Below are 22,431 nucleotides of genomic sequence, written 5' to 3'. Positions count from 1 at the left end.
AAATCAATCTGCAGAACTAATACATTACAATTCTGTAAGCTAGTTAAAAAAAATATCACTACAAGTTAGGAAAAGTCCTACAATAAAAATTCGCATCAGGGATTGGATCCGCATGGACGAATCAAACCCAGGAGAAAGCGATGGACAGGTGGAAGGACTTGTTGCTGAGGAAGTTATCCTGTGAAAAAGACCTGCAGACGGCCTATCGTCTAGTAGTGAATTTCTTTAACAATCAAGGATTTGACTATTGTGCATTTTCAGCCTACTTAGGCAGCCCCAACAATCACACCAGTAAGGTGAACCTGAATAATTACCCTTATGGATGGGAGCGGCTTTATGAACAAAATGGTTATGCATCGAACGACCCAATAGTAGCACACTGCAATCAATCACCACTTCCGATCATGTGGAATGAGAATATTTTCGCTCAGGCCCCTAAGTTATGGCGAGAACTTAATCGACAAGGACTCAAGTACGGCTGGACCCAGGCCGTTCATGACGAACAAGGGGCACAGTCCAGCCTGTTCAGCCTTGCACGAACCCATTGTCCCATTGATATCGAGGAGCATTATGGCAATCTCGGCTACGCCATCTTCGCCAGTCAAAAGCTGCATGCGCTTGCCAGCAAAAAACTGGCGGACGCCACCGCAGTCCAGCCAAAATGTCACTTGTCCCCCAGAGAGATCGAAGTATTGAGGTGGTCTGCCGAAGGCAAGACGGCCTCGGAAGTGGGCAGGATCCTTTGTCTTTCCGAACGGACCGTGAATTTCCATGTGTGCAGTTGCATGCGAAAACTGAACGTCAGCAATAAGATTTCAGCGGTGGCTAAAGCCGCCCAGATCCATGTGATCTGACCCGTGGCACGACACTGTCGAGCTGAAAAACCCACGAGTAATGTGCGACAAAAAAACGTACCATTTACGGTTCCACTTGGATGATGCCGCTTCTTGCACGCGACGCCGTTCATTCAGGAGGTCCCGCACAGACACCTATCTCCAGGCAGCGGGACACTCGTTGATCTCCAGAGTCCCCAGCCATGCCCCTGCTCGACAGTCCCTTCGCTCAACTCGACCTGATCCGCCAACCCGAACAGCAGAACGAACCGCTGCAAGCCTTCGATGCGGCCGACGAATACCTGCTCGCGTACCTGGCCGAACAACAGCCGAGCGCGCAGACTCGGGTCCTGGTGCTAAATGACGGCTTCGGCGCCCTGGCGGCCAGCCTGGCGGGCAACGTCCTGGTGACCAGCAGCGGTGACTCCTTCCTTGCTTTGCAGGCGCTGGAGAAAAACCTGGTGCGCAACGGCCGCCCCTTCGATGCGGTGCCAACGCTACCTGCCAGCGAGCCACTGACCGGCCCGTTCGATCGCGTCCTGATCAAAGTACCGAAAACCCTGGCCTTGCTGGAGGAACAGCTGATTCGCCTGCAAGGCCAACTCGCGCCAGGCGCCCAAGTGATTGCCGGGGCCATGATCAAGCACCTGCCCCGGGCCGCTGGCGATTTGCTGGAGCGGTATATCGGCCCGGTGCAGGCCTCCCTGGCGGTGAAAAAAGCACGGCTGTTGATCGCTACGCCACAACCCGGCTCTTCACAAGGCAGTGCGCCGATCATATCGCCCTACCCCACGCGTTACTGGCTGGACGAGCCGAAGATCGAGCTGCTCAACCACGCCAATGTGTTCTGCCGCGAAGGCCTGGACATCGGCACCCGCGCGTTCCTGCCACATCTGCCGAAAAACCTCGGGACGGCCCGGGTCGCGGACCTGGGGTGCGGCAACGGCGTGCTGGCCATCGCCAGCGCCCTGCAAAACCCCGAGGCCCGCTACACCCTGGTGGACGAGTCGTATATGGCCGTGCAATCGGCCGCCGAGAATTGGCGTGCAGCCCTGGGCGAACGCGAAGTGACCCTGCGGGCCGATGATGGCCTGGCCGGACAAGAGGCACAGTCACTGGACGTGGTGCTGTGCAATCCGCCCTTCCACCAGCAGCAAGTGGTGGGCGATTTCCTCGCCTGGCGGATGTTCCAGCAGGCTCGCGAAGCGCTGGTGGTGGGCGGCGCGCTATACATCGTCGGCAACCGGCACCTGGGGTACCACAGCAAACTGGCGCGGTTGTTCCGCGGTGTCGAGCAAGTAGCCGCCACGCCGAAATTCGTGATCCTCAAAGCCCGCAAATAAATCGTCTGTGGGAGCAAAGCTGGCTCGCGATGCAAGCACCTCGGCTCCTGCGAGCCTGCATTGTCCTCATCGCGAGCAAGCTCGCTCCCACAGGGCGATCAGTGAGTCGTCAGCCCCGCGGCATTCATGAACATCCGCATCAGGCTGGCGACGATGAACAGCGCCAGCACACTACCGGTCCAGATCGTCACCAGCCAGCCGAGTCGCTGCCAGAGCGGCTTGCGTTCGGCGGCCTCGATGTCTTTCAAGTCAGGTTTGCCCATGCTCGACGCCCTCAATGGTAGCCGTCGTCGTGGGTCACCTTGCCGCGGAACACGTAGTAGCTCCAGAAGGTGTACACCAGGATCAACGGAATGATGAACAGCGTGCCTACCAGCATGAAACCCTGGCTCTGGGGCGGTGACGAGGCGTCCCAGATCGAGATGGACGGCGGCACAATGTTCGGCCACAGGCTGATGCCCAAGCCGCTGTAGCCGAGGAAGATCAGCACCAGGGTCAGGATGAAGGGCGTGTAATTGGCGTTGCGCGCCACGGCACGGAACAATCCGTACATGGTCACCAGCACCAGGATCGGCACCGGCAGGAACCAGAACAGGTTCGGCAAGGTGAACCAGCGGGCCGCGATGTCCGCATGGGCCAGCGGGGTCCAGATGCTGACGATGCCGATCACCGCCAGCACCACGAACGCCAGCGGGCGGGCCAGATCATGCATCTGCTCTTGCAACTTGCCCTCGGTCTTCATGATCAGCCAGGTGCAGCCGAGCAGCGCGTAGGCGGCGATCAACGCCAGGCCACAGAACATCGTGAATGGCGTGAACCAGTCCAGGGAGCCGCCGGCAAACTGGCGATTGACTACCTCGAAGCCGTCGATGAACGCCCCCAGCGCCACACCCTGGAAGAAGGTGGCCGTCAGCGAGCCACCAATGAATGCCTTGTCCCAGAGGTGACGCTTCTCAGCCTTGGCCTTGAAGCGGAATTCGAAGGCCACGCCGCGGAAGATCAGGCCGATGAGCATCAGGATCAACGGCAGGTACAGCGCCGAGAGCACCACCGAATAAGCCAGTGGAAACGCTCCGAACAGCCCGGCACCGCCCAGCACCAGCCAGGTTTCGTTACCGTCCCAGACCGGTGCCACGGTGTTCATCATCACGTCGCGGTCGCGCTCGCCCTTGACGAAGGGGAAGAGAATGCCGATCCCCAGGTCGAAGCCGTCCATGATCACGTACATCATGATGCCGAAGATGATGACCACGGCCCAGATCAGCGGAAGATCAATACCCATGACTCAATTCCCCTTGTTCGAGCGGTCGTTGTGGTCCACATCGTCGCCGTCATCGGCGGCCGACAATGGCCGCGCCGGCGTACGTTTCTGGCCCGGGCCACCGTCGCTCGGCTCGGCTTCGTGGGCCTCCGGCCCCTTGCGCACCAGGCGCATCATGTAGCTCAGGCCCGCACCGAACAGCGCGAAATACACCACGACGAACAGCACCAGGGTGATGCTCATCTGAGCGAAGCTGTGGCCGGACGAGGCATCGGCCGTGCGCATCAGGCCATAGACCACCCACGGCTGGCGGCCGATCTCCGTGGTAAACCAGCCGGCCAGGATCGCGACCAGTCCGGACGGCCCCATCCACAGCACCATGTAGAGGAACGGCCGGGATTGATAGATTCGATCGTTGCGGCGCAGCCACAGGCTGCACAGCCCAGTGAAAATCATCAGCAAGCCGAGGCCGACCATGACCCGGAACGACCAGAACACGATGGTCGAGTTCGGTCGGTCCTCGGGCGGGAACTCCTTGAGGGCCGGCACCTGCTTGTCCAGGCTGTGGGTCAGGATCAGGCTGCCCAAGTAAGGAATTTCCACGGCGTATCTGGTCTTCTCTGCCTTCATGTCTGGCAGACCGAACAGGATCAGCGGGGTCGGTTCATTGCCGACGTTTTCCCAGTGGCCTTCGATGGCGGCGATTTTCGCCGGTTGATGCTTGAGGGTGTTCAGGCCATGGAAATCGCCGATGACCGCCTGTATCGGCGCCACCAGCAAGGCCATCCACATCGCCATCGACAGCATCCGGCGGATGGCCGGGGTATCGCGGCCGCGCAGTAAATGCCAGGCCGCCGACGAGCCGACGAAGAACGCCGTGGCGACGAACGCAGCGGTGGACATGTGCAGCAATCGATAAGGGAACGAGGGGTTGAACACCACCGCCAGCCAGTCCACCGGGATCACCCGGCCGTCGATGATTTCGTAACCCTGGGGGGTTTGCATCCAGCTGTTGGAGGACAGGATCCAGAAGGTCGAGATCAGGGTGCCGATCGCCACCATGACCGTGGAAAAGAAATGCAGCCCGCGGCCGACGCGATTCCAGCCGAACAACATCACGCCCAGGAAACCCGCCTCGAGGAAAAACGCCGTGAGCACCTCGTAGGTCAGCAACGGCCCGGTCACCGCACCGGCGAAGTCAGAGAAACGACTCCAGTTGGTCCCGAACTGATAGGCCATGACCAACCCGGACACCACCCCCATGCCGAAGTTGACGGCAAAGATCTTCGACCAGAAGTGGTACAGGTCGCGGTAGGTGTCATCGCGAGTCTTGAGCCACAAGCCTTCGAGTACCGCCAGGTAACTCGCCAGGCCAATGGTGATGGCCGGGAACAGGATGTGGAACGAGATGGTGAACGCGAACTGGATTCGGGCGAGATCGAGCGCCTCCAAACCGAACATAAGTCTTCCTCTGTCAGGTAAAACCGGCTGCGGGCGGGGCCTGCATCACTATCCCCAGGGATATGGAGTGCGATGCTTTTCAAATCGTTCTTTTTTAAAACCGTCACAACGCAGGACTCTGGCCGGGTGGCCGCCAGCCCAACGCCCTGGAAGGTGTTGATCTGGATCAAGCAATGATCAAAGAGTAGCCGCATTCTCGTCGATGAACGGCGTGGTCGTTTGTCGCGTGACAGGTTGTCTCAGTGTCGCAATAGCGCTCTAAATGCACGCAATCCCCTGTGGCGAGGGAGCTTGCTCCCGCTGGGCTGCGCAGCGGCCCCCAAGATTTTGCGGTCGCTGCGCAACCGAGCGGGAGCAAGCTCCCTCGCCACAAAAGCCCGCGTCAGCTTGAAATCGATGTCTGGCTAACTATTTTTCCAGCCATCGCAACTTCCGGTTACAGCTCGGTGATAATCTCGAAGCCTTCATCACCGGACCCGTCATAGATGCCCAGCCAAGCGCCGCTGCTGCTCCGTCACCATCGTCCCTTCATCGCCTTCTGGCTGGCCCGGATATTCACCGCCAGCGGCTTCCAGATGCTCACCGTGGCCATCGGCTGGAACCTCTATCAACTGACCGGCAACGTCCTGGACCTTGGCCTGGTGGGGTTGGTGGAATTTGCCCCGCGCGTGCTGTTCATGCTCCACACCGGGCATGTGGCCGACCGCTATGACCGGCGCAAGGTGGCGGCCATCTGCCAGTCATTGCAGGCGATGATTGCCCTGGCACTGGTGATCGGCAGCGCCACTGACAACGTCACGCGGGAGATGATCTTCATCCTCGCTTTCCTGCTGGGCGCCGCCCGCTCCTTCGAAATGCCGACCACCCAGGCGCTGCTGCCGAGCATCGTGCCGGCTGCGCTGTTTCCCCGTGCCGTGGCCGCCGCGCAATCGGCCCAGCAGTCGGCCACCATCGTCGCCCCGGCGCTCGGCGGCTTGCTCTACGCCTTCGGCAGTGTCTGGGTCTACGGGCCGACGGTGCTGCTTTACCTCATCGCCTGCGGCCTGATGCTCAACCTGCCCGCCCGGCAGACGCCGCTGAACAAAGGCAAGGCGACGCTGGATTCGTTGCTGGCCGGGATTCGCTTCATCCGCAGTCGCCCGGACATTCTCGGGGCGATCTCCCTGGACCTGTTCGCGGTGTTGCTCGGCGGCGCGACGGCGTTGCTGCCGGTGTTTGCCAAGGACATCCTGCTCACCGGCCCCTGGGGCCTGGGCCTGTTGCGCTCGGCACCGGCGGTCGGGGCCTTGCTGATGTCGCTGTGGCTGGCGCGGTTTGCCGTGGAGCGCAAGGTCGGCCGGGTGATGTTCACGGCGGTGGGCGTGTTTGGCGTCGCCACCATTGCATTCGGCCTCTCCACCTCGTTCTGGTTTTCCCTGGCGGTGCTGGTGGTGCTGGGCGCGGCGGACATGATCAGCATGGTGATCCGCGCCTCCTTCGTACAGCTGGAAACACCGGATGAAATGCGCGGTCGGGTCAGCGCGGTGAACGGGCTGTTCATCGGCGCCTCGAACCAGTTGGGCGAGTTCGAGTCCGGCCTCACCGCCCACTGGTTCGGCACCGTGCCGGCGGTGGTCATGGGCGGCGTCGGCACGCTGCTGGTCACCGGAACCTGGATCAAACTGTTCCCGACCCTGGCCAACCGTGACCGGATGCACGAACCGGTGGATGAAGCAAAAGCCTAGAGCAGCTTGTCGAGGGTGATGGGAAAGTCCCGCACCCGCTTGCCGGTGGCATGGTAAATCGCATTGGCCACCGCCGCAGCCACTCCGACGATGCCAATTTCACCCACGCCCTTGGACCCGAGCGCATTGACGATCTCGTCATGTTCCTCGACGAAAATCACCTCAATGTCGCCAATGTCGGCGTTAACCGGCAGGTGATACTCGGCCAGGTTGTGATTCATGTGGCGACCCAGGGCGTGGTCCGTCAGGGTTTCTTCGTGCAAGGCCATGCCGACGCCCCACACCACGCCACCGAGAATCTGGCTGCGGGCGGTTTTCGGGTTGACGACCCGGCCGGCGGCGATGGCGCTGACCACTCGGTTGACCTTCACCGTCCCCAGGTCTTCATCCACTCGCACTTCGACGAACACCGCCGAGTGAGTGGCCGTGGCGTAGGCCTGGCGTTTTGCATCCGGCTCGGCAGTGACCTGGGCTTGCAACGGCGTCTCGCCGCTTTTGTGCGCCAGCTCCGCTAATGCAACACTCGCTTCGCCCAGCCGTAACTGCCCCTCCATGAACGTCACTTGCTCAAGGGTCGCGCCACTGAAGGCAGGACACGCCTGGCGAGCCACGGCCAGGAGTTTTTCCTTCAGCGCTTCACAGGCCTGCTGCACAGCGGTGCCCACCGACGATACGGTGAACGAGCCGCCCTGCAGCGGCGCGGTGGGCAACGACGAATCCCCCAGGACAAACGTGACGTCCTCAAGGGAAACGCCTGACGCCTCGGCGGCGATCTGGGTCATGACCGTGTAGGTCCCGGTGCCGATGTCAGTGGTGGCGCTGCTGACGGTCAGCTTGCCATTGGTATCCAATGACGCCTGGGCGCTGGCCTTCTGCTGCATGGCCTCCCACACACCACCGGCCATGCCCCAACCCACCAGTTGCCGGCCTTCACGCATGCTGCGCGGTTCCGGGTTGCGCTTGTCCCAGCCGAAACGACGGGCACCTTGGGCATAACACTCACGCAGTTCCTTGCTGGAATACGGCTTGCCTTCGTTCTCGTTGCGTTCGGCGTAGTTGATCAACCGCAATTGGACCGGATCGATCGCCAGGGCACAGGCCAGTTCATCCATGGCGCACTCCAGGCCGATCAAGCCGAGGGCGGCACCGGGTGCGCGCATGTCCAAAGGCGTGTAGACGTCCAGTGGTACCAGTTTGTAAGTCAACTCGACGTTGTCGCAGTGATAGAGCATGCCGCTCCACTCCACCACATGCTCGGTGAAATCCTCGAAGCGCGAGGTCTGGCCGACGGCGCTGTGCGCCACGGCCAGCAAGCGACCGTTGGCCGCCGCCCCCAGTTGCACGCGCTGGAGGGTTCGCGGCCGATAGCCAAAGGTAAACATCTGCTGGCGCGTCAGGCTGACCCGCACGGAACGCTTGAGGGCCAGTGCCGCCATCACGGCCAACGGCAATTGATATTGCGGGCGCAACCCGGAACCGAAGGCGCCGCCGACAAACGCGGCAAACACTCGCACTTGCTCTTTCTCGAGCCCGAAGACTTTTTGCACATAGGCCTGACCGTTTTGCGTACCTTGGGTCTTGTCGTGGATGTGCAGGCTGCCGTCAGGCTGATACAGCACGGTGGAGGCATGTGGCTCCATGGGGTTGTGGTGTTCAATCGGCGTGCTGTAGGACACATCCACACTGAGCGCGGAGCTGGCGTACTCGCCCTGAAAATTCCCACGGGGCTTGGGTAATTCAGCCGGTGCTGGGTGGGCGTCGTTTTGCAGGGTTATCAGATCGGTCTGATGCTCTTGGGCTGCGTATTCGATGTCTATCAGCGAACCGGCATACCGGGCCAACTCAAGATTTTCCGCCACCACCAGGGCCAGGGGCTGGCCGCTGTAGAGCACCTGGTCGTTGTACAGCGGCCGGAACGGCGAGCCGTCCGCCGCATCGGCATCCTGGTAGGGTTCGTCGTAGCTGGCGATCCTCGGCCGGTTGGTGTGGTCGATGACCGCGACCACGCCAGGCAGCGCCAGGGCGCGGGAAGCATCGATGCGCAGCACGCGACCACGGGCGACCGTACCGGACACGACGCTGCCGTGCAGCAAGCCGTCCTCGGGGTATTCGCCGGCATAACGGGCCTGGCCCGTCACCTTGAGCAGGCCATCGACCCGATCGAGTGGTTGCCCTATGGATTTGCTCGGAGCGTTCATCAGGCTTGTCCTCCCTGCGGTGCGCAACCCAACGCGGCATCGCTCAAGGCGCGGATAATTGCCCGGCGCGCCAATCGGATCTTGAAGCCGTTGTGCGCCAACGGCTCGGCGTCTTGCAGCAGTGAATCGGCGGCGACGGCGAAGGCTTCGCGACTGACGGTCTGTCCGACCAGCCAGCTCTCCACGGCCCGGTCGCGCCACGGTTTGTGCGCCACGCCACCGAGGGCCAGGCGCGCCTGGCGAATCACCGACCCATCCAGTTCCAGCGCCGCCGCCACCGAGACCAGCGCAAACGCGTAGGAGGCGCGGTCCCGGACCTTCAGGTAGTGGCTATGCTCGGCAAAACCGGCGACAGGCAACTCGATGGCGGTGATCAGCTCATCGTCGGCCAGTTGGTTATCGCGCTCCGGGGCGTCGCCGGGCAGGCGGTGGAAGTCGGCGAACTCGATGGTCCGCGCCCCGCCCCGCCCCAGGACATGGACCACCGCCTCCAGAGCGGCCAAGGCCACGCACATATCGGAGGGATGGGTGGCGACACATTGATCGCTGGCACCGAAAATCGCGTGGATCCGGTTCAAACCGTTCCGGGCCGGGCAACCGCTGCCGGGCCGGCGTTTGTTGCACGGTACGCTCGCGTCATAGAAGTAATAGCAGCGGGTGCGTTGCAGCAGGTTGCCGCCGGTGCTGGCCATGTTGCGCAGTTGCGGCGAGGCGCCCGCCAGGATGGCCTGGGCCAGCAGCGGATAGCGGCGCTCGATCCACGGGTGCCAGGCCAGGTCGGCATTGCTCACCAAGGCCCCGATCATCACTCCGCCAGACGGCGTTTCACTGAGGTCCGCCAGGGGCAACCCGGTAATGTCGATCAGGTGCTCGGGGCGGGTCAGGTTCTCTTTCATCAGGTCCAGCAGGTTGGTGCCACCGGCGATGAAGCGGGAAACCGGGCTCGACAAATCGACGGCCGCCTGCACGGTGTCGGGCTTGCTGTACTGGAAGGGATTCATTGATCACCTCCCGGTTGCCGGCAAAGCGGCAATGCCTCTTCGATGGCATCACAAATGTGGGTGTAGGCCCCGCAGCGGCACAGGTTGCCACTCATCAGTTCACTGATTTGCGCGCGGGTCTGCGCCCTGCCCTCATTGGCCAGCCCCACCGCCGAACAAATCTGCCCCGGCGTGCAGTAACCGCACTGGAACGCGTCATGGGTGATGAAAGCCTGCTGCATGGGATGCAATGCGTCATCACCGGCCAGGCCTTCGATGGTGGTCAATTCGGCACCGTCGCACATCACCGCCAGGGTCAGGCAGGCATTGATCCGCTTGCCATCGCGCAGCACCGTACAGGCGCCGCATTGGCCGTGGTCGCAGCCTTTCTTGCTGCCCACCAGGTCCAGTTGCTCACGCAGCAGGTCCAGCAACGTGGTCCAGGCCAGCACTTGCAACTCACGCACCTGGCCATTGAGTGTCAGGCGGATCGGATGACGGACGAAGGACGCCGGCGTCGCTTCGGACAGGGTCGCGCTCATGGAACACCTCACGGTTGGTCATACTCGCGGCGTTTTGGGAAACCGCCGTCATAAGGGGTACGACTTCAGGGTGAGGCGAAGCGTTCAAGGCAAATGATTGACGTTGGAAGCCAGCGCTTTCAGTGGGTTCGCTCGCATTGAAGTTGAATGCGCTGACGCCATCGCGAGCAGGCTCGCTCCCACATTGGTTCTCGGGTGCTAATAAGTCCTGCATCCACCATAAATCCCTGTGGGAGCGAGCCTGCTCGCGATAGCGGTAGGTCAGATTGCATTGAAGTTAACGGGAACAAGCTCCCTCGCCACAGGCCGGTGCCCGCTGAAGAGTGTCAGGCCAGCAACTCCGCCGCCACCACGCTCCTCACACCCTTGCCGCTGAGTTGTTCCACCAGCGTCAAGGCAAACGCCAGGGCGGCGGCCGAGCCTTGGGCGGTGATGCAGTTGCCGTCTACTACCACGGGTTGATCGACGAAGCTGCAACCGGACAGTTGCTGGCTCACCGCTGGCAGGCAGGTCATGCGTCGCTGGCGCAGGACGCCAAAGGCCTGTAGCGCCAGGGCAGGGGCTTCGGCGATGGCGGCGAAGAAACGTCCGGTGGCGGCCTGGCCCTTGATCAGTTGTTGCAGCGGCTGATGGGCCGCCAGGTGTTGGGCGCCGATGATGCCGCCCGGCAGGACGATCAGGTCGAAATCCTGCACGAGTACGTCCACCAGCATGCCGTCGGCCGTCAGGCGCGTGCCGCGGGCGCAGGTGAGCATCCGTCGCCCTTCGATGCTCGCCACCACGGTTTCGATCTGCGCTCGACGCAGCACATCGATCAGGGTGACCGTCTGCAAGTCGTCGACACCCTCGGCGACAGCTATCAGGGCTCGGGGGATCTTGGTTCCAGGAATCATGGGCGCTCTCTCCACTGGGTGATGCCTGTAGTGTAGGAGCTGCCGAAGGCTGCGATCTTTTGATAGGCGCTTGAGATTCAAGCGTCAGGGGAAAGATCGCAGCCTCGCTGCGCTCGACAGCTCCTACACAGTGTTTATGCAATTCCCACGCAGGAGGTGAGCTACTTGATGTACAGCTGGGTCGACATCCGGTTGCCCGGTGCGTTGATCGAGATGTTGCTGAAGCTGAAGGTGCCCTCTTGCTTGCCCTTCAGGTCGAAGATGTACACATAGCCGACGACTTTGGTCCGCACGGAGCAGTCGTTAAGGTTGCCGTTACTGTACGCACACACGGGCGAGCGGGTGCCGTCGACTTCAAAGCCGTCCAGGGTGACATTGGGCTGGCGGCCATAACCGACCTCCAGCACGTAGACTTTGATATTCGGGCCGCTGTGATCGCAACGCGTCTGTGCCTGCCCCGGGACGATGTCCTCGAAGCCACAGGCCGGCGACTCGACCTTGAGCACCTTGACCTCGCTCAAGGGCGGTGCCGACGCGGCATTGGCGGCCTGGCCGGACAACCACCAACCCAGCATGCAACCCACCGCCGCCAGCAGCTTTTTATTCATGCAATACATAGAGACCTCCCGGAACCGCGCGCAGTATGGCCCACTTGGCGCGTTGGCAAAACATCGACGACGATCGCAGCCACAACGCTACGCTGCTGGTATGATGCGCGGCTTTTTCCGACCCATAGAAAATTCCCGGGCGCCGCTGGCGACCTGTGCTTTGCTGTTGAGGTCGATACAATTCACGGCGCCGGGCGCGCCACGGGGAGCAGACATGCTGGAAAGGCTGTTTCAACTCAAGGCACATAACACCAACGTGCGGACCGAGATCCTGGCGGGCGTCACGACCTTCCTGGCCATGGCCTACATTCTGTTTGTCAACCCGAGCATCCTCGGCGAAACCGGCATGGACAAGGGCGCGGTGTTCGTCGCCACCTGCCTGGCAGCGGCCATTGGCTCCACGGTCATGGGCCTGATCGCCAACTACCCGATCGCCCTCGCACCGGGCATGGGCCTGAATGCCTTCTTTACCTACACCGTGGTCCTGCACATGGGCCACACCTGGCAAGTGGCGCTGGGCGCAGTGTTCATCTCCGCCGTGCTGTTCTTCATGTTGTCGATCTTTCGCATCCGCGAATGGATCATCAACAGCATCCCGCTGCCGCTGCGCTCGGCCATTGCCGCCGGCATCGGCCTGTTCCTGGCGCTGATCGCCCTGAACAACGCCGGCATCGTGGTGAAAAACCCGGCGACCATGGTCGGCCTCGGCGACTTGAAACAACCGGCGCCGATCCTCGCGACCCTCGGCTTTGTCCTGATCGTCGCCCTCGAAGCCTTGAAAGTACGCGGCGCGGTGCTGATCGGCATCCTGGCGGTCACCATCGTTTCGATCCTGATGGGCTTCACCCCGTTCAACGGCGTTATCTCCGCGCCGCCATCCCTGGCCCCGACCTTCCTGCAACTGGACATCAAGGGCGCCCTGGACATCGGCCTGGTGAGCGTGATCTTCGCCTTCCTGTTCGTCGACCTGTTCGACAACTCCGGCACCCTGATCGGCGTCGCCAAACGCGCCGGGCTGATGGGCAAGGACGGCCACATGCCGAAGATGGGCCGTGCGCTGATCGCCGACAGCACCGCCGCCATGGCCGGTTCGCTGCTGGGCACCTCCACCACCACCAGCTACATCGAATCGGCGGCGGGCGTCAGTGCCGGCGGCCGCACCGGCCTGACCGCCGTCGTCGTGGCGATCCTGTTCCTGCTGGCGCTGTTCTTCTCGCCACTGGCCGCCAGCGTCCCGCCCTTCGCCACCGCCCCAGCCCTGTTGTTCGTCGCCGTACTGATGACCTCGGGCCTGGCGGAAATCGACTGGGACGACATCACCGTCGCCGCGCCAGTGGTAGTGACCGCCCTGGCAATGCCGTTCACCTATTCCATTGCCAACGGCATCGCTTTCGGTTTCATCGCCTGGACCGCCATCAAACTGGCGTCTGGCCGTGGTCGTGAGCTGAACCCGGCGCTGGTCATTCTGTCGATCCTGTTCGTGATCAAGTTGGGTTGGTACAACGCATGACTTTTGATTCCCAGGCCTACGCCGCTCAGCTCCAGGACAAAGTCACCCGCTTGCGTGACCTGTTGGCGCCGTTCGATGCACCAGAACCTGCGGTGTTCGATTCGCCCCTGAAGCACTTCCGCCTGCGCGCCGAATTCCGTCTCTGGCGCGAGGCCGGCGAACGGCATTACGCAATGTTCTCCCAGGACGACAAGCGCACACCGATCCTCATTGAAGAGTTTCCCATCGCCAGCCTGCGCATCAACCAGTTGATGCCGCAACTCAAGGCCGCCTGGCAAGCCAGCGCGCCCCTGAGCCACAAGCTGTTCCAGGTGGAGTTCCTGACCACCCTGGCGGGCGATGCGATGATCACCCTGTGTTATCACCGCCCGCTGGACGAGCACTGGCACGCTGCGGCCTCGAAGCTGGCGGCAGACCTGGGCGTGAGCATCATTGGCCGCTCCAAGGGCAAACGCGAAGTGATCGGCCATGACTACGTGGTGGAGAAGCTCGAAGTGGGCGCTCGCACCTTCAGCTATCGCCAACCCGAAGGCGCCTTCACCCAGCCCAACGGCACGGTGAACCAGAAGATGCTCAACTGGGCCTATGACGCGCTGGGCGATCGTAGCGACGATCTGCTGGAGTTGTACTGCGGCAACGGCAACTTCACCCTGCCCCTGGCCACCCGCGTGCGCAAAGTGCTGGCCACCGAAATCAGCAAGACCTCGGTGAACGCCGCGCTGAGCAACCTCAGCGAAAACGCTGTGGATAACGTCACGCTGGTGCGCCTGTCCGCTGAAGAGCTGACCGAAGCCCTGAACGAAGTCCGGCCGTTCCGTCGCTTGCATGGTATTGACCTGAAAAGCTACGAATTCGGCAGCGTCTTCGTCGACCCGCCTCGCGCCGGCATGGACCCGGATACCTGCGAGCTGACCCGGCGCTTCGACAATATCCTGTACATCTCCTGCAACCCGGACACCCTCGCCGCGAATATCGCGCAACTGAACGACACCCACCGCATCACGCGCTGCGCGTTGTTCGATCAATTTCCCTGGACCCATCACATGGAGTCCGGGGTGTTGTTGACTCGGCGGTAGGAGCTGACGAGTGCAACGAGGCTGCGATCTTTCTCCAGACACTTGAGTCTCCAAAAGATCGCAGCCTTCGGCAGCTCCTACATGGGGATAATCCCCTCCCTCCTCTCTTGGCAAAGGTCATGTTCGATCATCGAACACTTATTGGCCGACGTCGGCTGCTTTATTTGACCAAATTAACCATCTAGTACAATTTATCTCCAGCGGCTGAAATCCCGCCGACACCAACAATAAAAATGTGGAGAAATTGCGATGCCTCCGATCGTTCTGGTGCTCAACGGCCCGAACCTGAACCTGCTCGGCACCCGCGAGCCGGCAACCTACGGCCATGAAACCCTGGCTGACATCTCCGCACTGTGCGGCCGCGCCGCTGAAGAGTTCGGCCTGGCGGTGGAGTTTCGCCAGACCAACCAGGAAGGCGAGCTGCTGGACTGGATTCACGGCGCCCGCGGCCGGTGTGCCGGTATCGTCATCAACCCGGCGGCCTGGACCCACACTTCCGTGGCGATCCGCGACGCCCTGGTCGCGAGCGAAGTGCCGGTGATCGAAGTCCACCTGTCCAACGTCCACGCCCGTGAAACCTTCCGTCATCACTCCTTCGTCTCATCCGTCGCCATTGGCGTGATGTGCGGGTTTGGCAGCCATGGTTATCGCCTGGCCCTTGAACATTTCAGTCAGCGGTTGAAGGGTTGATGAGCATGTCGAATATCACTGTGCTGGCCGGCCTGATCGGCGCGGGCATCCAGGCCTCTCGCACGCCAGCGCTGCATGAGCATGAGGGCGATGCCCAAGGCATGCGTTACCTCTATCGGCTGATCGACCTCGATGCGCTGAAACTCGACAGCGGCGCCCTGGCCGATCTACTGGCGGCCGCCGAACGCATGGACTTCACCGGCCTGAACATCACCTTCCCCTGCAAGCAGGCGATCATCCCGCTGCTCGATGAGTTGTCATCCGAGGCCCGTGGTATCGGCGCGGTCAATACCGTGGTGCTCAAGGACGGCAAGCGCATCGGCCACAACACCGACTGCCTGGGGTTCGCCGAAGGTTTTCGTCGCGGCCTGGGGGATGTGGCGCGCAAGCGTGTGGTCCAGATGGGCGCCGGTGGCGCCGGCGCGGCGGTAGCCCACGCGCTGTTGATGGAAGGCGTAGAAACCCTGAGCATTTTTGACGTCGAGGTCAGCCGTGCCGAGGCGCTGGCCGACAACTTGAATCAACACTTCGGCGCTGGCCGCGCCCGCGCCGGGCATGACCTGCCCACCGCCATGGCCGAGGCCGATGGCCTGGTGAACACCACGCCCATGGGCATGGCAAAACTACCGGGCATGCCGGTGCCGGTCGAGCTGTTGCGCGGCACTTTGTGGGTCGCGGAAATCGTCTACTTCCCACTGGAAACCGAACTGCTGCGCAACGCCCGCGCGGTCGGCTGCCGCACACTGGATGGCGGCAACATGGCCGTGTTCCAGGCGGTGAAGGCGTTCGAATTGTTCAGCGGCGTGGCACCCGATGCGCAGCGGATGCTGGCGCATTTCCAAAGTATGAACCACTAAAGCCGGTGATAAATCCCTTGTGGGGAATTACTTGTGGGAGCGAGCTTGCTCGCGATGGCGGTGTGTCAGTCGCAATCGATGTTGGCTGATCGACCGCTATCGCGAGCAAGCTCGCTCCCACAAGGTTTCAGGCTTGCAGATAGCGCAACACCGACTCGCAGACCATCTCACGATGCCGCTGCTTGACCGCTTCATCCGACAGGTCGATCTGGAAGATCTCACCGAACGTCTGGCGATTGGATACGCGGTAAAAACAGAACGAACTGATCAGCAGATGCACATCCAGCGGCTCGAGGCCGGCACGGAACACACCCTCTTCAGCGCCGCGCCGCAGGATCACGCCCAGGGAATCGAGGATGGTATTGGTCATCGCCTTGATCGCGCCTGATTGCTTCACGTACTCGGCGTTGTGGATGTTCTCGATGCAGACGATGCGCACGAAATCCACATTGCGATCGTGGTGGTCGAAGGTGAACTCCACCAGGCGCCGGATCGCGTCGACCGGGGCCAGTTCCGCCAGGTGCAGGCGGCTCTCAGTGGTGCGGATATCGCCGTAGAGTTTTTCCAGCACCTCGACGTACAACTGCTCCTTGCTGCCGAAGTAGTAGTAGATCATGCGCTTGGAGGTGTGGATGCGCTCGGCGATGGCATCGACCCGGGCACCGGCCAGGCCTTGCTGGACGAACTCGACGATGGCTTCCTGAAGAATGTTTTCCCGGGTCTTCTCCGGGTTGTTCTTGCGACTCTTGCGCGGCGCGACGACGGGTTCGTCGAGCGCTGCGGAAAGCTCTGGATTCATAGTCATTGCGGGGCTCACGGCCATCACTGCACAGGCTGGCGATTATGGGCCGCACCGTGCACTGAAGGAAGTCACGACACGGCCCATTACCGCCACGTTTACGATTTCCCTACAACTTGGCGTGTCGCAAACCACCGCTGCGGGACTTGGCCATGGCCGCCAGGCGCACCGCGACATTGGCGGCGCCATAACCGACGTAACCGTTCTTGCGCTGGATGATCTCGAAGAAAAACCGCCCTTCGAACGGCTCGGTGTAGACGTGGAACAGCTCGCCACCCTGGGCATCACGGTCGTACAACACGTTGAAATACGCCAGCTCGCTGAGAAATTCATCGTCGAAATCGAAACGCGCCGCCAGGTCGTCGTAGTAATTGAGCGGGATGTCCAGCAACGGTACGCCCGCCTCTTTGGCACGACTGACCTGGGCGAAGATGTCATCGCAGTCGAAGGCGATGTGATGCACGCCGGAGCCGCGATAACTCGACAGCGCGTGTGAGATCGCGGTGTTGCGGTTCTCGGAAATGTTCAGCGGCAAGCGGATCGAACTGCAACGGCTGCGCAGCGCACGGCTTTTTACCAGGCCATACGGGTCGGGCAGGACCACTTCGTCATCGGCCTCGAAATCCAGCAGGCTCTTGTAGAACAGCACCCAACTGTCGAGGCTGTCGGCCGGCAGCGCCATCGCCATGTGGTCGATGCGCTTGAGCCCGGCCCCAATGACCGCACCCGGCTGCAGGTTGAAATCGGTGCCATAGACGTCGGCCTGCTGGTCCACCAGGTAAATCAAGCTACCGTCCGGTGCGCGCACCGCCGCCAGCTCCAGTTCATTGGGGCCCACCAACCCCCGATAAGGCTGGCCTTTGTAGGCAACGGCCCGCTCCAGGGCGCTGGCACTGTTTTTCACGCGCACGGCGGTGGCGCACAACGAAGGTCCGTGGGCTTCGAAAAAACTGTGGGCGAACGAGTACGGTTCGCTGTTGAGGATCAAGTTGATATCGCCCTGGCGCAGCAGGCTGACATTCTTGGAACGGTGCTGGCCGGCCTTGACGAACCCCAGCCGTTCCAGCCAATGGGAGAGCTTGGCGCCGAGGTTATCGTCCACGGCGAACTCGAGGAATTCGATGCCGTCGTATTCGCTGGCCGGCGGCGTGGCGAACAGGATGTCGGCATTGCCCATGGAGGGCGCTTCTTCAGCCAGGCGCTGACGGGTTTTTTCTTCCAGGTACAGCAGCGAGCGCAGCCCGTCGGCGGCATTGGCCCGTGGCGGTGCGGCGCGGAAACCGTCGTTGAAGATTTCCAGCGACAGCGGTCCGGTGTAGCCACTCTTGATGATCGGCGCCAGGAAACCCGGCAAGTCGAACTCGCCCTGCCCCGGGAAACAACGGAAATGCCGGCTCCATTCCAGGACATCCATGGCCAGGATCGGCGCGTCGGCCATTTGCACGAAGAAGATCTTGTCGCCGGGAATCTCGGCGATCGCGCTCGGATCGCCCTTGAGGGACAAGGTATGGAAGCTGTCGAGCAACACGCCGAGGCTGGGGTGATCGGCCTGGCGCACGATGTTCCAGACCTGTTGATAAGTATTCACGTGCCGGCCCCAGGCCAGCGCTTCATAACCGATCCGCAAGCCCCGCGCACCGGCGCGTTCGGCCAGCAGGCGCAGGTCATCGATGAGAATCTGTTCGTCGCCGACGCTGTCGGCCGAGGCGTTGCTGCACACCAGCACCAGGTCAGTGCCCAGTTCCTGCATCAGGTCGAACTTGCGCTCGGCCCGCTCCAGGTTGCGCGACAGGCGATCGCGGCGGCAGCCTTCAAAGTCACGAAACGGTTGGAATAAGGTGATGGCAATGCCCAGGTCGGCGCACATCTGCCTGATTTCCCGAGGGCTGCCATCGTAGTAGAGAAGGTCGTTCTCGAAGATTTCCACCCCATCAAAACCGGCGGCGGCAATGGCTTCGAGTTTTTCCGGCAAGGTACCGCTCAAGGACACGGTGGCAATGGAACGCTGCATGACTTCGGCTCCCGGGACAGGCATCGGCTACAGAAGCTGCGCCGCTTTTGAAAATGCTTTTAAAAGAGTGAGCCGATTATTGAGCTGCCGGTTTCTTTCAGCAATTTAATATGTACCATCCGGTTAGTTTTTTGGGCGATTATCGAACAAAATGGCCATTGCCGAATTGACGATTTTTTGCTCACTGCGCACCATCGTTCCCACATTGACGCCGGCCCGACCGACCTCGATGGACAGACCCAGACCAACCATAAGAATTTCAAAAACGGGTACACGCTATGATCCCTTCCCAAAGTTCCCGCCTGGCCCCCGGCCTGGGTGTCTCCTCCAGCGGCATCGGCGACAAGATCCGCGGCGCCATGGCCGTGGGCAAGACCCGTTGGGGCATGCTCGCCCTGGTGTTTTTTGCCACGACCCTGAACTACATCGACCGCGCCGCCCTGGGCGTGATGCAGCCGATCCTGGCCAAGGAAATGAGCTGGACGGCGATGGACTACGCCAACATCAACTTCTGGTTCCAGGTCGGTTACGCCGTCGGCTTCGTGTTGCAAGGACGGCTGATCGATCGGATCGGCGTCAAGCGCGTGTTCTTCTGCGCCGCGCTGCTCTGGAGCCTGGCGACCGGCGCCCACGGCCTGGCCACCTCGGCGGTGGGCTTCATGGTCTGCCGCTTTATCCTGGGCCTGACCGAAGCTGCCAACTACCCGGCCTGCGTGAAGACTACGCGGCTGTGGTTCCCGGCCGGTGAACGGGCCGTGGCGACTGGCATTTTCAACGCCGGGACCAACGTCGGCGCGATGTTCACCCCGATGCTGCTGCCACTGATCCTGCACGTGTGGGGCTGGCAGGCGGCGTTCCTGTGCATGTCGGCATTGGGCGGGATCTGGCTGCTGTTCTGGGGCCTGAAATACTTCAACCCCGAAGACCATCCCAGCGTCAAACAGTCGGAACTGGACTACATCCAGGCCCAGGACGAACCGGACCAGGTCCGCGTGCCGTTCTCACGCATCCTGCGCATGCGCGGCACCTGGGCGTTCGCCCTGGCCTACTCGATCACCGCCCCAGTGTTCTGGTTCTACCTCTATTGGCTGCCGCCGTTCCTGAACCAGCAGTACAACCTGGGCATCAACGTGACCCAGATGGGCATCCCGCTGATCATCATCTACCTCACCGCCGACTTCGGCAGCGTGGGCGGCGGTATCCTGTCTTCGTTCCTGATCGGCCGTGGCCTCAATCCGATCAAGGCGCGACTGGTGTCCATGCTGCTGTTCGCCTGCTGCATCATCGGCGTGATCATGGCCGCCGGCGCAAGCAACCTGTGGATGGCGGTGTTCGCCATTTCCCTGGCCATAGGCGCGCACCAGGCCTGGACCGCCAACATCTGGAGCCTGGTCATGGACTACACGCCCAAGCACATGATGAGTACGGTGTTTGGCTTCGGCGGCATGTGCGCGGCCATCGGCGGGATGTTCATGACTCAACTGGTGGGCCACATCCTCACGATCACCAACAACAACTACACCGTGCTGTTCACCCTGATCCCGGCGATGTACTTCATTGCCCTGACCTGGCTGTACTTCATGGCACCGCGCAAGGTGCCTACGCTGGAAAACTGATTCCAGTCAGCCCGGGATTATTTATCCCACTGTGGGAGCAAGGCTTGCCCGCGATGAAGGCGCCTCGGTTCACTCAGGACCGCATCGTCTTCATCGCGGGCAAGCCTTGCTCCCACAATTGCCCCCTTCACAATCGGTGTTAAGCCCGCCGCTGTTGCCACGCCGCCGCCAACCCACTCAAGCAGATCAAGGTGATGCCCACCACGGTGGTCAGCGTCGGCGTGTGGTTGAACAACAACCAGCCCAGCAGCCCGGCAAACACGATCTGGCAATACCCGAACGGCGCGAGCAGCGCCGGGGCGGCAAAGCGGAAGGCCTGGGTCAGCATCAGGTGCGCCGTCATCCCGCAGGCGCCCAGCGCCAGCATCATCGCACCGTGCAACAGGCTCGGCACTTGCCAGAAGAACGGCACCAGCGCGCTCATCACCAAGGTGTTGCACAGGCCGGCGAAGAAGTTGCTGGTGGTCGGGCTGTCGATCTCGCTGAGCTTGCGCGTGAGCAGTTGGTAGAAACAGAAGAACAGTGCCGAACAGAACGGCAATATCACCGCCGGGGTGAACAGATCCCCGCCCGGATGGACGATGATCAACACTCCGATAAAGCCGAAGATCACCGCGATCCATTGCCCGCGCGTCACGTGTTCGCCCAGCAATGGCACCGACAACGCGGTGACCAGCACGGGCGCGAGAAAGTTGACCGCCGTCGCCTCGGCCAGCGGGATATACAACAGCGCCGTGGTGAAGAACAGGCTGGTGCCCAGCAGGCACAGCGCCCGGGCCAGTTGCCACAAAGGACGCTTGGTCCGCAGGACCCGCAGCCCCGAGCGCGGCAGGAAAATACCCGCCATCAACAACGTGTGCACCACGTAACGTGCCCAGACCACCATGATGATCGGGTAGAAACCCGAGAGGTATTTCGACAAGGCGTCATGACTGGAGAACAGAAACGTCGCCACCAGAATAAGCAGGATGCCCTTGAAAGCCTGATTGACGCCGGAAAGCGGAGTGCTGACGGTCATGTAGGAATCCTGCGTTGCGTGATGTAGGGAGCAAGGCTTGCCTGTGACGGATGAGACCGCACTCAGCTGAACAACTCCGAGGCCTGACTGGCTTGCGATAACTCCTCGACAAACGCCAGCAAGGTCGGTGCCAGCTCATGCAACCGCGCCCGCGTCATCCGTGCGCTGGGGCCGGCAACACTCAACACGCCGATGACCCGGCCGTCCAATGGATGACGGACCACAGCGGCAATGGCCGACGTGCCGATCGCCGAGCTTTCCTCGACACAGGCATAGCCGTGTTCGCGGGCCTGGTGCAGGTACTGGAGCAGTTCAGCCGGGCCGCGTGGAGCGTTTGGTCCGGCGTCCGCCGGCACTTGCACGGCCTGGCGCGCCACCAGCGCCAACGCCTCGGCGTCACTCATGCAAGCCAGCCAGGCATGGCCCGACGCGGTATAGGACAACGGCGTTTCACGTCCCATGTCCGGGTCGTAGCGCAAGCCGGAACGGGCCCCCTGAGATTTGGCGATCCAGGTCTGGCACTCCCCTTCGATGACACCCAGGCGCACCAGTTCACCCGTTTCCTGCGCCAGGCGATCGAGCACTGGCTGGACGATGTCGGCACCGCTTCGCGACAGATAACGAAAGCCCATGGCGACCAGGCGGGTCGACAAGTGATAACGCAGGTTCTCGGGATTCTGGCGCACATAGCCCAGGCGCATCAGTTCGGCGAGCAAACGGTGGGTAGCACTCTTGGGAATCTGCAACTGTTCGGCCAAGCCTAGCAGCGGCCAGCCGCGAGGGTCGCTGGCGAGGCTTTCCAGCACATTGAAAACCCGTTCGATTTGACTGCCGGCCATGAGCGATCCAAAGGTAAGTTCGTCGATTCTAGAATATGCAAAGTGTAATGCAAATTCTGGAACTGGCGCGCCATTCGTTCATGCCCTGATGAACCAAACCCCGCGCCGGTTGCCTGAAAGCTCAGGTATCACGCGCATCCTGACGCCCCAAAAGCTAGACTCACCGCAACGG

At 61.7% G+C, this 22,431-nt stretch carries 20 protein-coding genes; 8 read left to right on the top strand and 12 right to left on the bottom strand.

The genetic code is table 11. The features are described 5' to 3' along the window. The first annotated feature begins 140 nt into the window (after nucleotides 1-140). Together AB4Z20_RS21215 and AB4Z20_RS21210 are read left to right on the top strand one after the other, a co-directional pair. Nucleotides 141-854: an autoinducer binding domain-containing protein gene (locus AB4Z20_RS21215; protein WP_442090538.1), complete on the top strand. Its 714-nt coding sequence runs from the start codon at nucleotides 141-143 to the stop codon at nucleotides 852-854. A 182-nt stretch (nucleotides 855-1,036) separates the two neighbouring features. Continuing rightward, complete coding sequence (locus tag AB4Z20_RS21210; RefSeq protein WP_253469552.1) at nucleotides 1,037-2,176, top strand: methyltransferase; 1,140 nt, start codon at nucleotides 1,037-1,039, stop codon at nucleotides 2,174-2,176. 98 nt (nucleotides 2,177-2,274) lie between these two features. On the opposite strand, the gene AB4Z20_RS21205 is transcribed toward AB4Z20_RS21210, so the two are convergent. From AB4Z20_RS21205 to AB4Z20_RS21195, 3 genes are read right to left on the bottom strand one after another with little or no spacing between them, the layout of a single operon-like run. After that, nucleotides 2,275-2,439, bottom strand: coding sequence for a DUF2474 domain-containing protein (locus AB4Z20_RS21205; protein WP_253469555.1), 165 nt, complete (start codon nucleotides 2,437-2,439; stop codon nucleotides 2,275-2,277). 11 nt (nucleotides 2,440-2,450) lie between these two features. Next, entirely contained in the window at nucleotides 2,451-3,458 is a 1,008-nt protein-coding gene (gene cydB, locus AB4Z20_RS21200; RefSeq protein WP_018606753.1) for a cytochrome d ubiquinol oxidase subunit II, read from the bottom strand. A gap of 3 nt (nucleotides 3,459-3,461) precedes the next feature. Beyond that, nucleotides 3,462-4,898, bottom strand: coding sequence for a cytochrome ubiquinol oxidase subunit I (locus AB4Z20_RS21195; RefSeq protein WP_253469558.1), 1,437 nt, complete (start codon nucleotides 4,896-4,898; stop codon nucleotides 3,462-3,464). Between the two features lie 485 nt (nucleotides 4,899-5,383). Between AB4Z20_RS21195 and AB4Z20_RS21190 the strand changes: the two genes are divergently transcribed. Then, nucleotides 5,384-6,622 (top strand): MFS transporter, encoded by a 1,239-nt coding sequence (locus tag AB4Z20_RS21190; RefSeq protein WP_014340310.1) that lies wholly within the window; start codon nucleotides 5,384-5,386, stop codon nucleotides 6,620-6,622. Here AB4Z20_RS21190 and AB4Z20_RS21185 read toward each other — a convergent pair. The 5 genes from AB4Z20_RS21185 to AB4Z20_RS21165 all read right to left on the bottom strand — a co-directional run bounded on the left by AB4Z20_RS21185 (nucleotide 6,619) and on the right by AB4Z20_RS21165 (nucleotide 11,852). After that, on the bottom strand, nucleotides 6,619-8,820 hold the full coding sequence (locus AB4Z20_RS21185; RefSeq protein WP_253469560.1) for a xanthine dehydrogenase family protein molybdopterin-binding subunit: 2,202 nt from the start codon (nucleotides 8,818-8,820) through the stop codon (nucleotides 6,619-6,621). The two genes, AB4Z20_RS21190 and AB4Z20_RS21185, sit on opposite strands and share 4 nt — an antisense overlap. Beyond that, nucleotides 8,820-9,821: an FAD binding domain-containing protein gene (locus tag AB4Z20_RS21180; RefSeq protein ID WP_253469563.1), complete on the bottom strand. Its 1,002-nt coding sequence runs from the start codon at nucleotides 9,819-9,821 to the stop codon at nucleotides 8,820-8,822. Before AB4Z20_RS21180 ends, AB4Z20_RS21185 begins: the two co-directional genes overlap by 1 nt. After that, nucleotides 9,818-10,342, bottom strand: a complete 525-nt coding sequence (locus tag AB4Z20_RS21175; RefSeq protein ID WP_057451874.1) for a (2Fe-2S)-binding protein — start codon at nucleotides 10,340-10,342, stop codon at nucleotides 9,818-9,820. Before AB4Z20_RS21175 ends, AB4Z20_RS21180 begins: the two co-directional genes overlap by 4 nt. A 326-nt stretch (nucleotides 10,343-10,668) precedes the next feature. After that, nucleotides 10,669-11,235, bottom strand: coding sequence for a DJ-1 family glyoxalase III (locus tag AB4Z20_RS21170; RefSeq protein WP_003205801.1), 567 nt, complete (start codon nucleotides 11,233-11,235; stop codon nucleotides 10,669-10,671). Nucleotides 11,236-11,396: 161 nt separating this feature from the next. After that, nucleotides 11,397-11,852, bottom strand: coding sequence for a YolA family protein (locus AB4Z20_RS21165; RefSeq protein WP_258689434.1), 456 nt, complete (start codon nucleotides 11,850-11,852; stop codon nucleotides 11,397-11,399). 205 nt (nucleotides 11,853-12,057) lie between these two features. On the opposite strand from AB4Z20_RS21165, the gene AB4Z20_RS21160 reads away from it, so the two are divergent. The 4 genes from AB4Z20_RS21160 (at nucleotide 12,058) to AB4Z20_RS21145 (ending at nucleotide 15,976) form a co-directional block, all read left to right on the top strand. Then, nucleotides 12,058-13,353 carry an NCS2 family permease gene (locus AB4Z20_RS21160; protein ID WP_214512876.1) on the top strand — a complete coding sequence of 432 codons (1,296 nt, stop codon included), beginning with the start codon at nucleotides 12,058-12,060 and terminating at the stop codon, nucleotides 13,351-13,353. Further along, the gene (trmA, locus tag AB4Z20_RS21155) at nucleotides 13,350-14,429 is read left to right on the top strand and encodes a tRNA (uridine(54)-C5)-methyltransferase TrmA (RefSeq protein WP_014340319.1); all 1,080 of its coding nucleotides are present in this window, start codon (nucleotides 13,350-13,352) and stop codon (nucleotides 14,427-14,429) included. Before AB4Z20_RS21160 ends, trmA begins: the two co-directional genes overlap by 4 nt. A gap of 249 nt (nucleotides 14,430-14,678) precedes the next feature. Then, nucleotides 14,679-15,119, top strand: a complete 441-nt coding sequence (aroQ, locus tag AB4Z20_RS21150; protein WP_003205806.1) for a type II 3-dehydroquinate dehydratase — start codon at nucleotides 14,679-14,681, stop codon at nucleotides 15,117-15,119. Between the two features lie 5 nt (nucleotides 15,120-15,124). Beyond that, entirely contained in the window at nucleotides 15,125-15,976 is an 852-nt protein-coding gene (locus tag AB4Z20_RS21145; protein WP_442090537.1) for a shikimate dehydrogenase, read from the top strand. Nucleotides 15,977-16,103: 127 nt separating this feature from the next. Here the strand turns inward: AB4Z20_RS21145 and AB4Z20_RS21140 are convergent, their stop codons facing one another. Both AB4Z20_RS21140 and quiC read right to left on the bottom strand, forming a co-directional pair. Continuing rightward, the gene (locus AB4Z20_RS21140) at nucleotides 16,104-16,781 is read right to left on the bottom strand and encodes a TetR/AcrR family transcriptional regulator (RefSeq protein ID WP_024618215.1); all 678 of its coding nucleotides are present in this window, start codon (nucleotides 16,779-16,781) and stop codon (nucleotides 16,104-16,106) included. Nucleotides 16,782-16,884: 103 nt separating this feature from the next. Then, entirely contained in the window at nucleotides 16,885-18,786 is a 1,902-nt protein-coding gene (quiC, locus tag AB4Z20_RS21135) for a 3-dehydroshikimate dehydratase QuiC (protein WP_214512879.1), read from the bottom strand. A 278-nt stretch (nucleotides 18,787-19,064) separates the two neighbouring features. On the opposite strand from quiC, the gene AB4Z20_RS21130 reads away from it, so the two are divergent. After that, nucleotides 19,065-20,402 (top strand): MFS transporter, encoded by a 1,338-nt coding sequence (locus AB4Z20_RS21130; protein WP_442090536.1) that lies wholly within the window; start codon nucleotides 19,065-19,067, stop codon nucleotides 20,400-20,402. A 139-nt stretch (nucleotides 20,403-20,541) separates the two neighbouring features. Here the strand turns inward: AB4Z20_RS21130 and AB4Z20_RS21125 are convergent, their stop codons facing one another. Next, entirely contained in the window at nucleotides 20,542-21,420 is an 879-nt protein-coding gene (locus AB4Z20_RS21125; RefSeq protein WP_003205814.1) for a DMT family transporter, read from the bottom strand. Between the two features lie 62 nt (nucleotides 21,421-21,482). Continuing rightward, nucleotides 21,483-22,259 (bottom strand): IclR family transcriptional regulator, encoded by a 777-nt coding sequence (locus tag AB4Z20_RS21120; RefSeq protein ID WP_253469580.1) that lies wholly within the window; start codon nucleotides 22,257-22,259, stop codon nucleotides 21,483-21,485. Nucleotides 22,260-22,431 lie beyond the last annotated feature (172 nt).

Origin of the sequence: Pseudomonas sp. KB_12, assembly GCF_052114545.1 — a bacterium.
Classification (GTDB): domain Bacteria; phylum Pseudomonadota; class Gammaproteobacteria; order Pseudomonadales; family Pseudomonadaceae; genus Aquipseudomonas; species Aquipseudomonas brassicacearum.
Note: the sequence above shows the minus strand (reverse complement) of the source record. Positions and strands in the feature narration are given on the sequence as shown.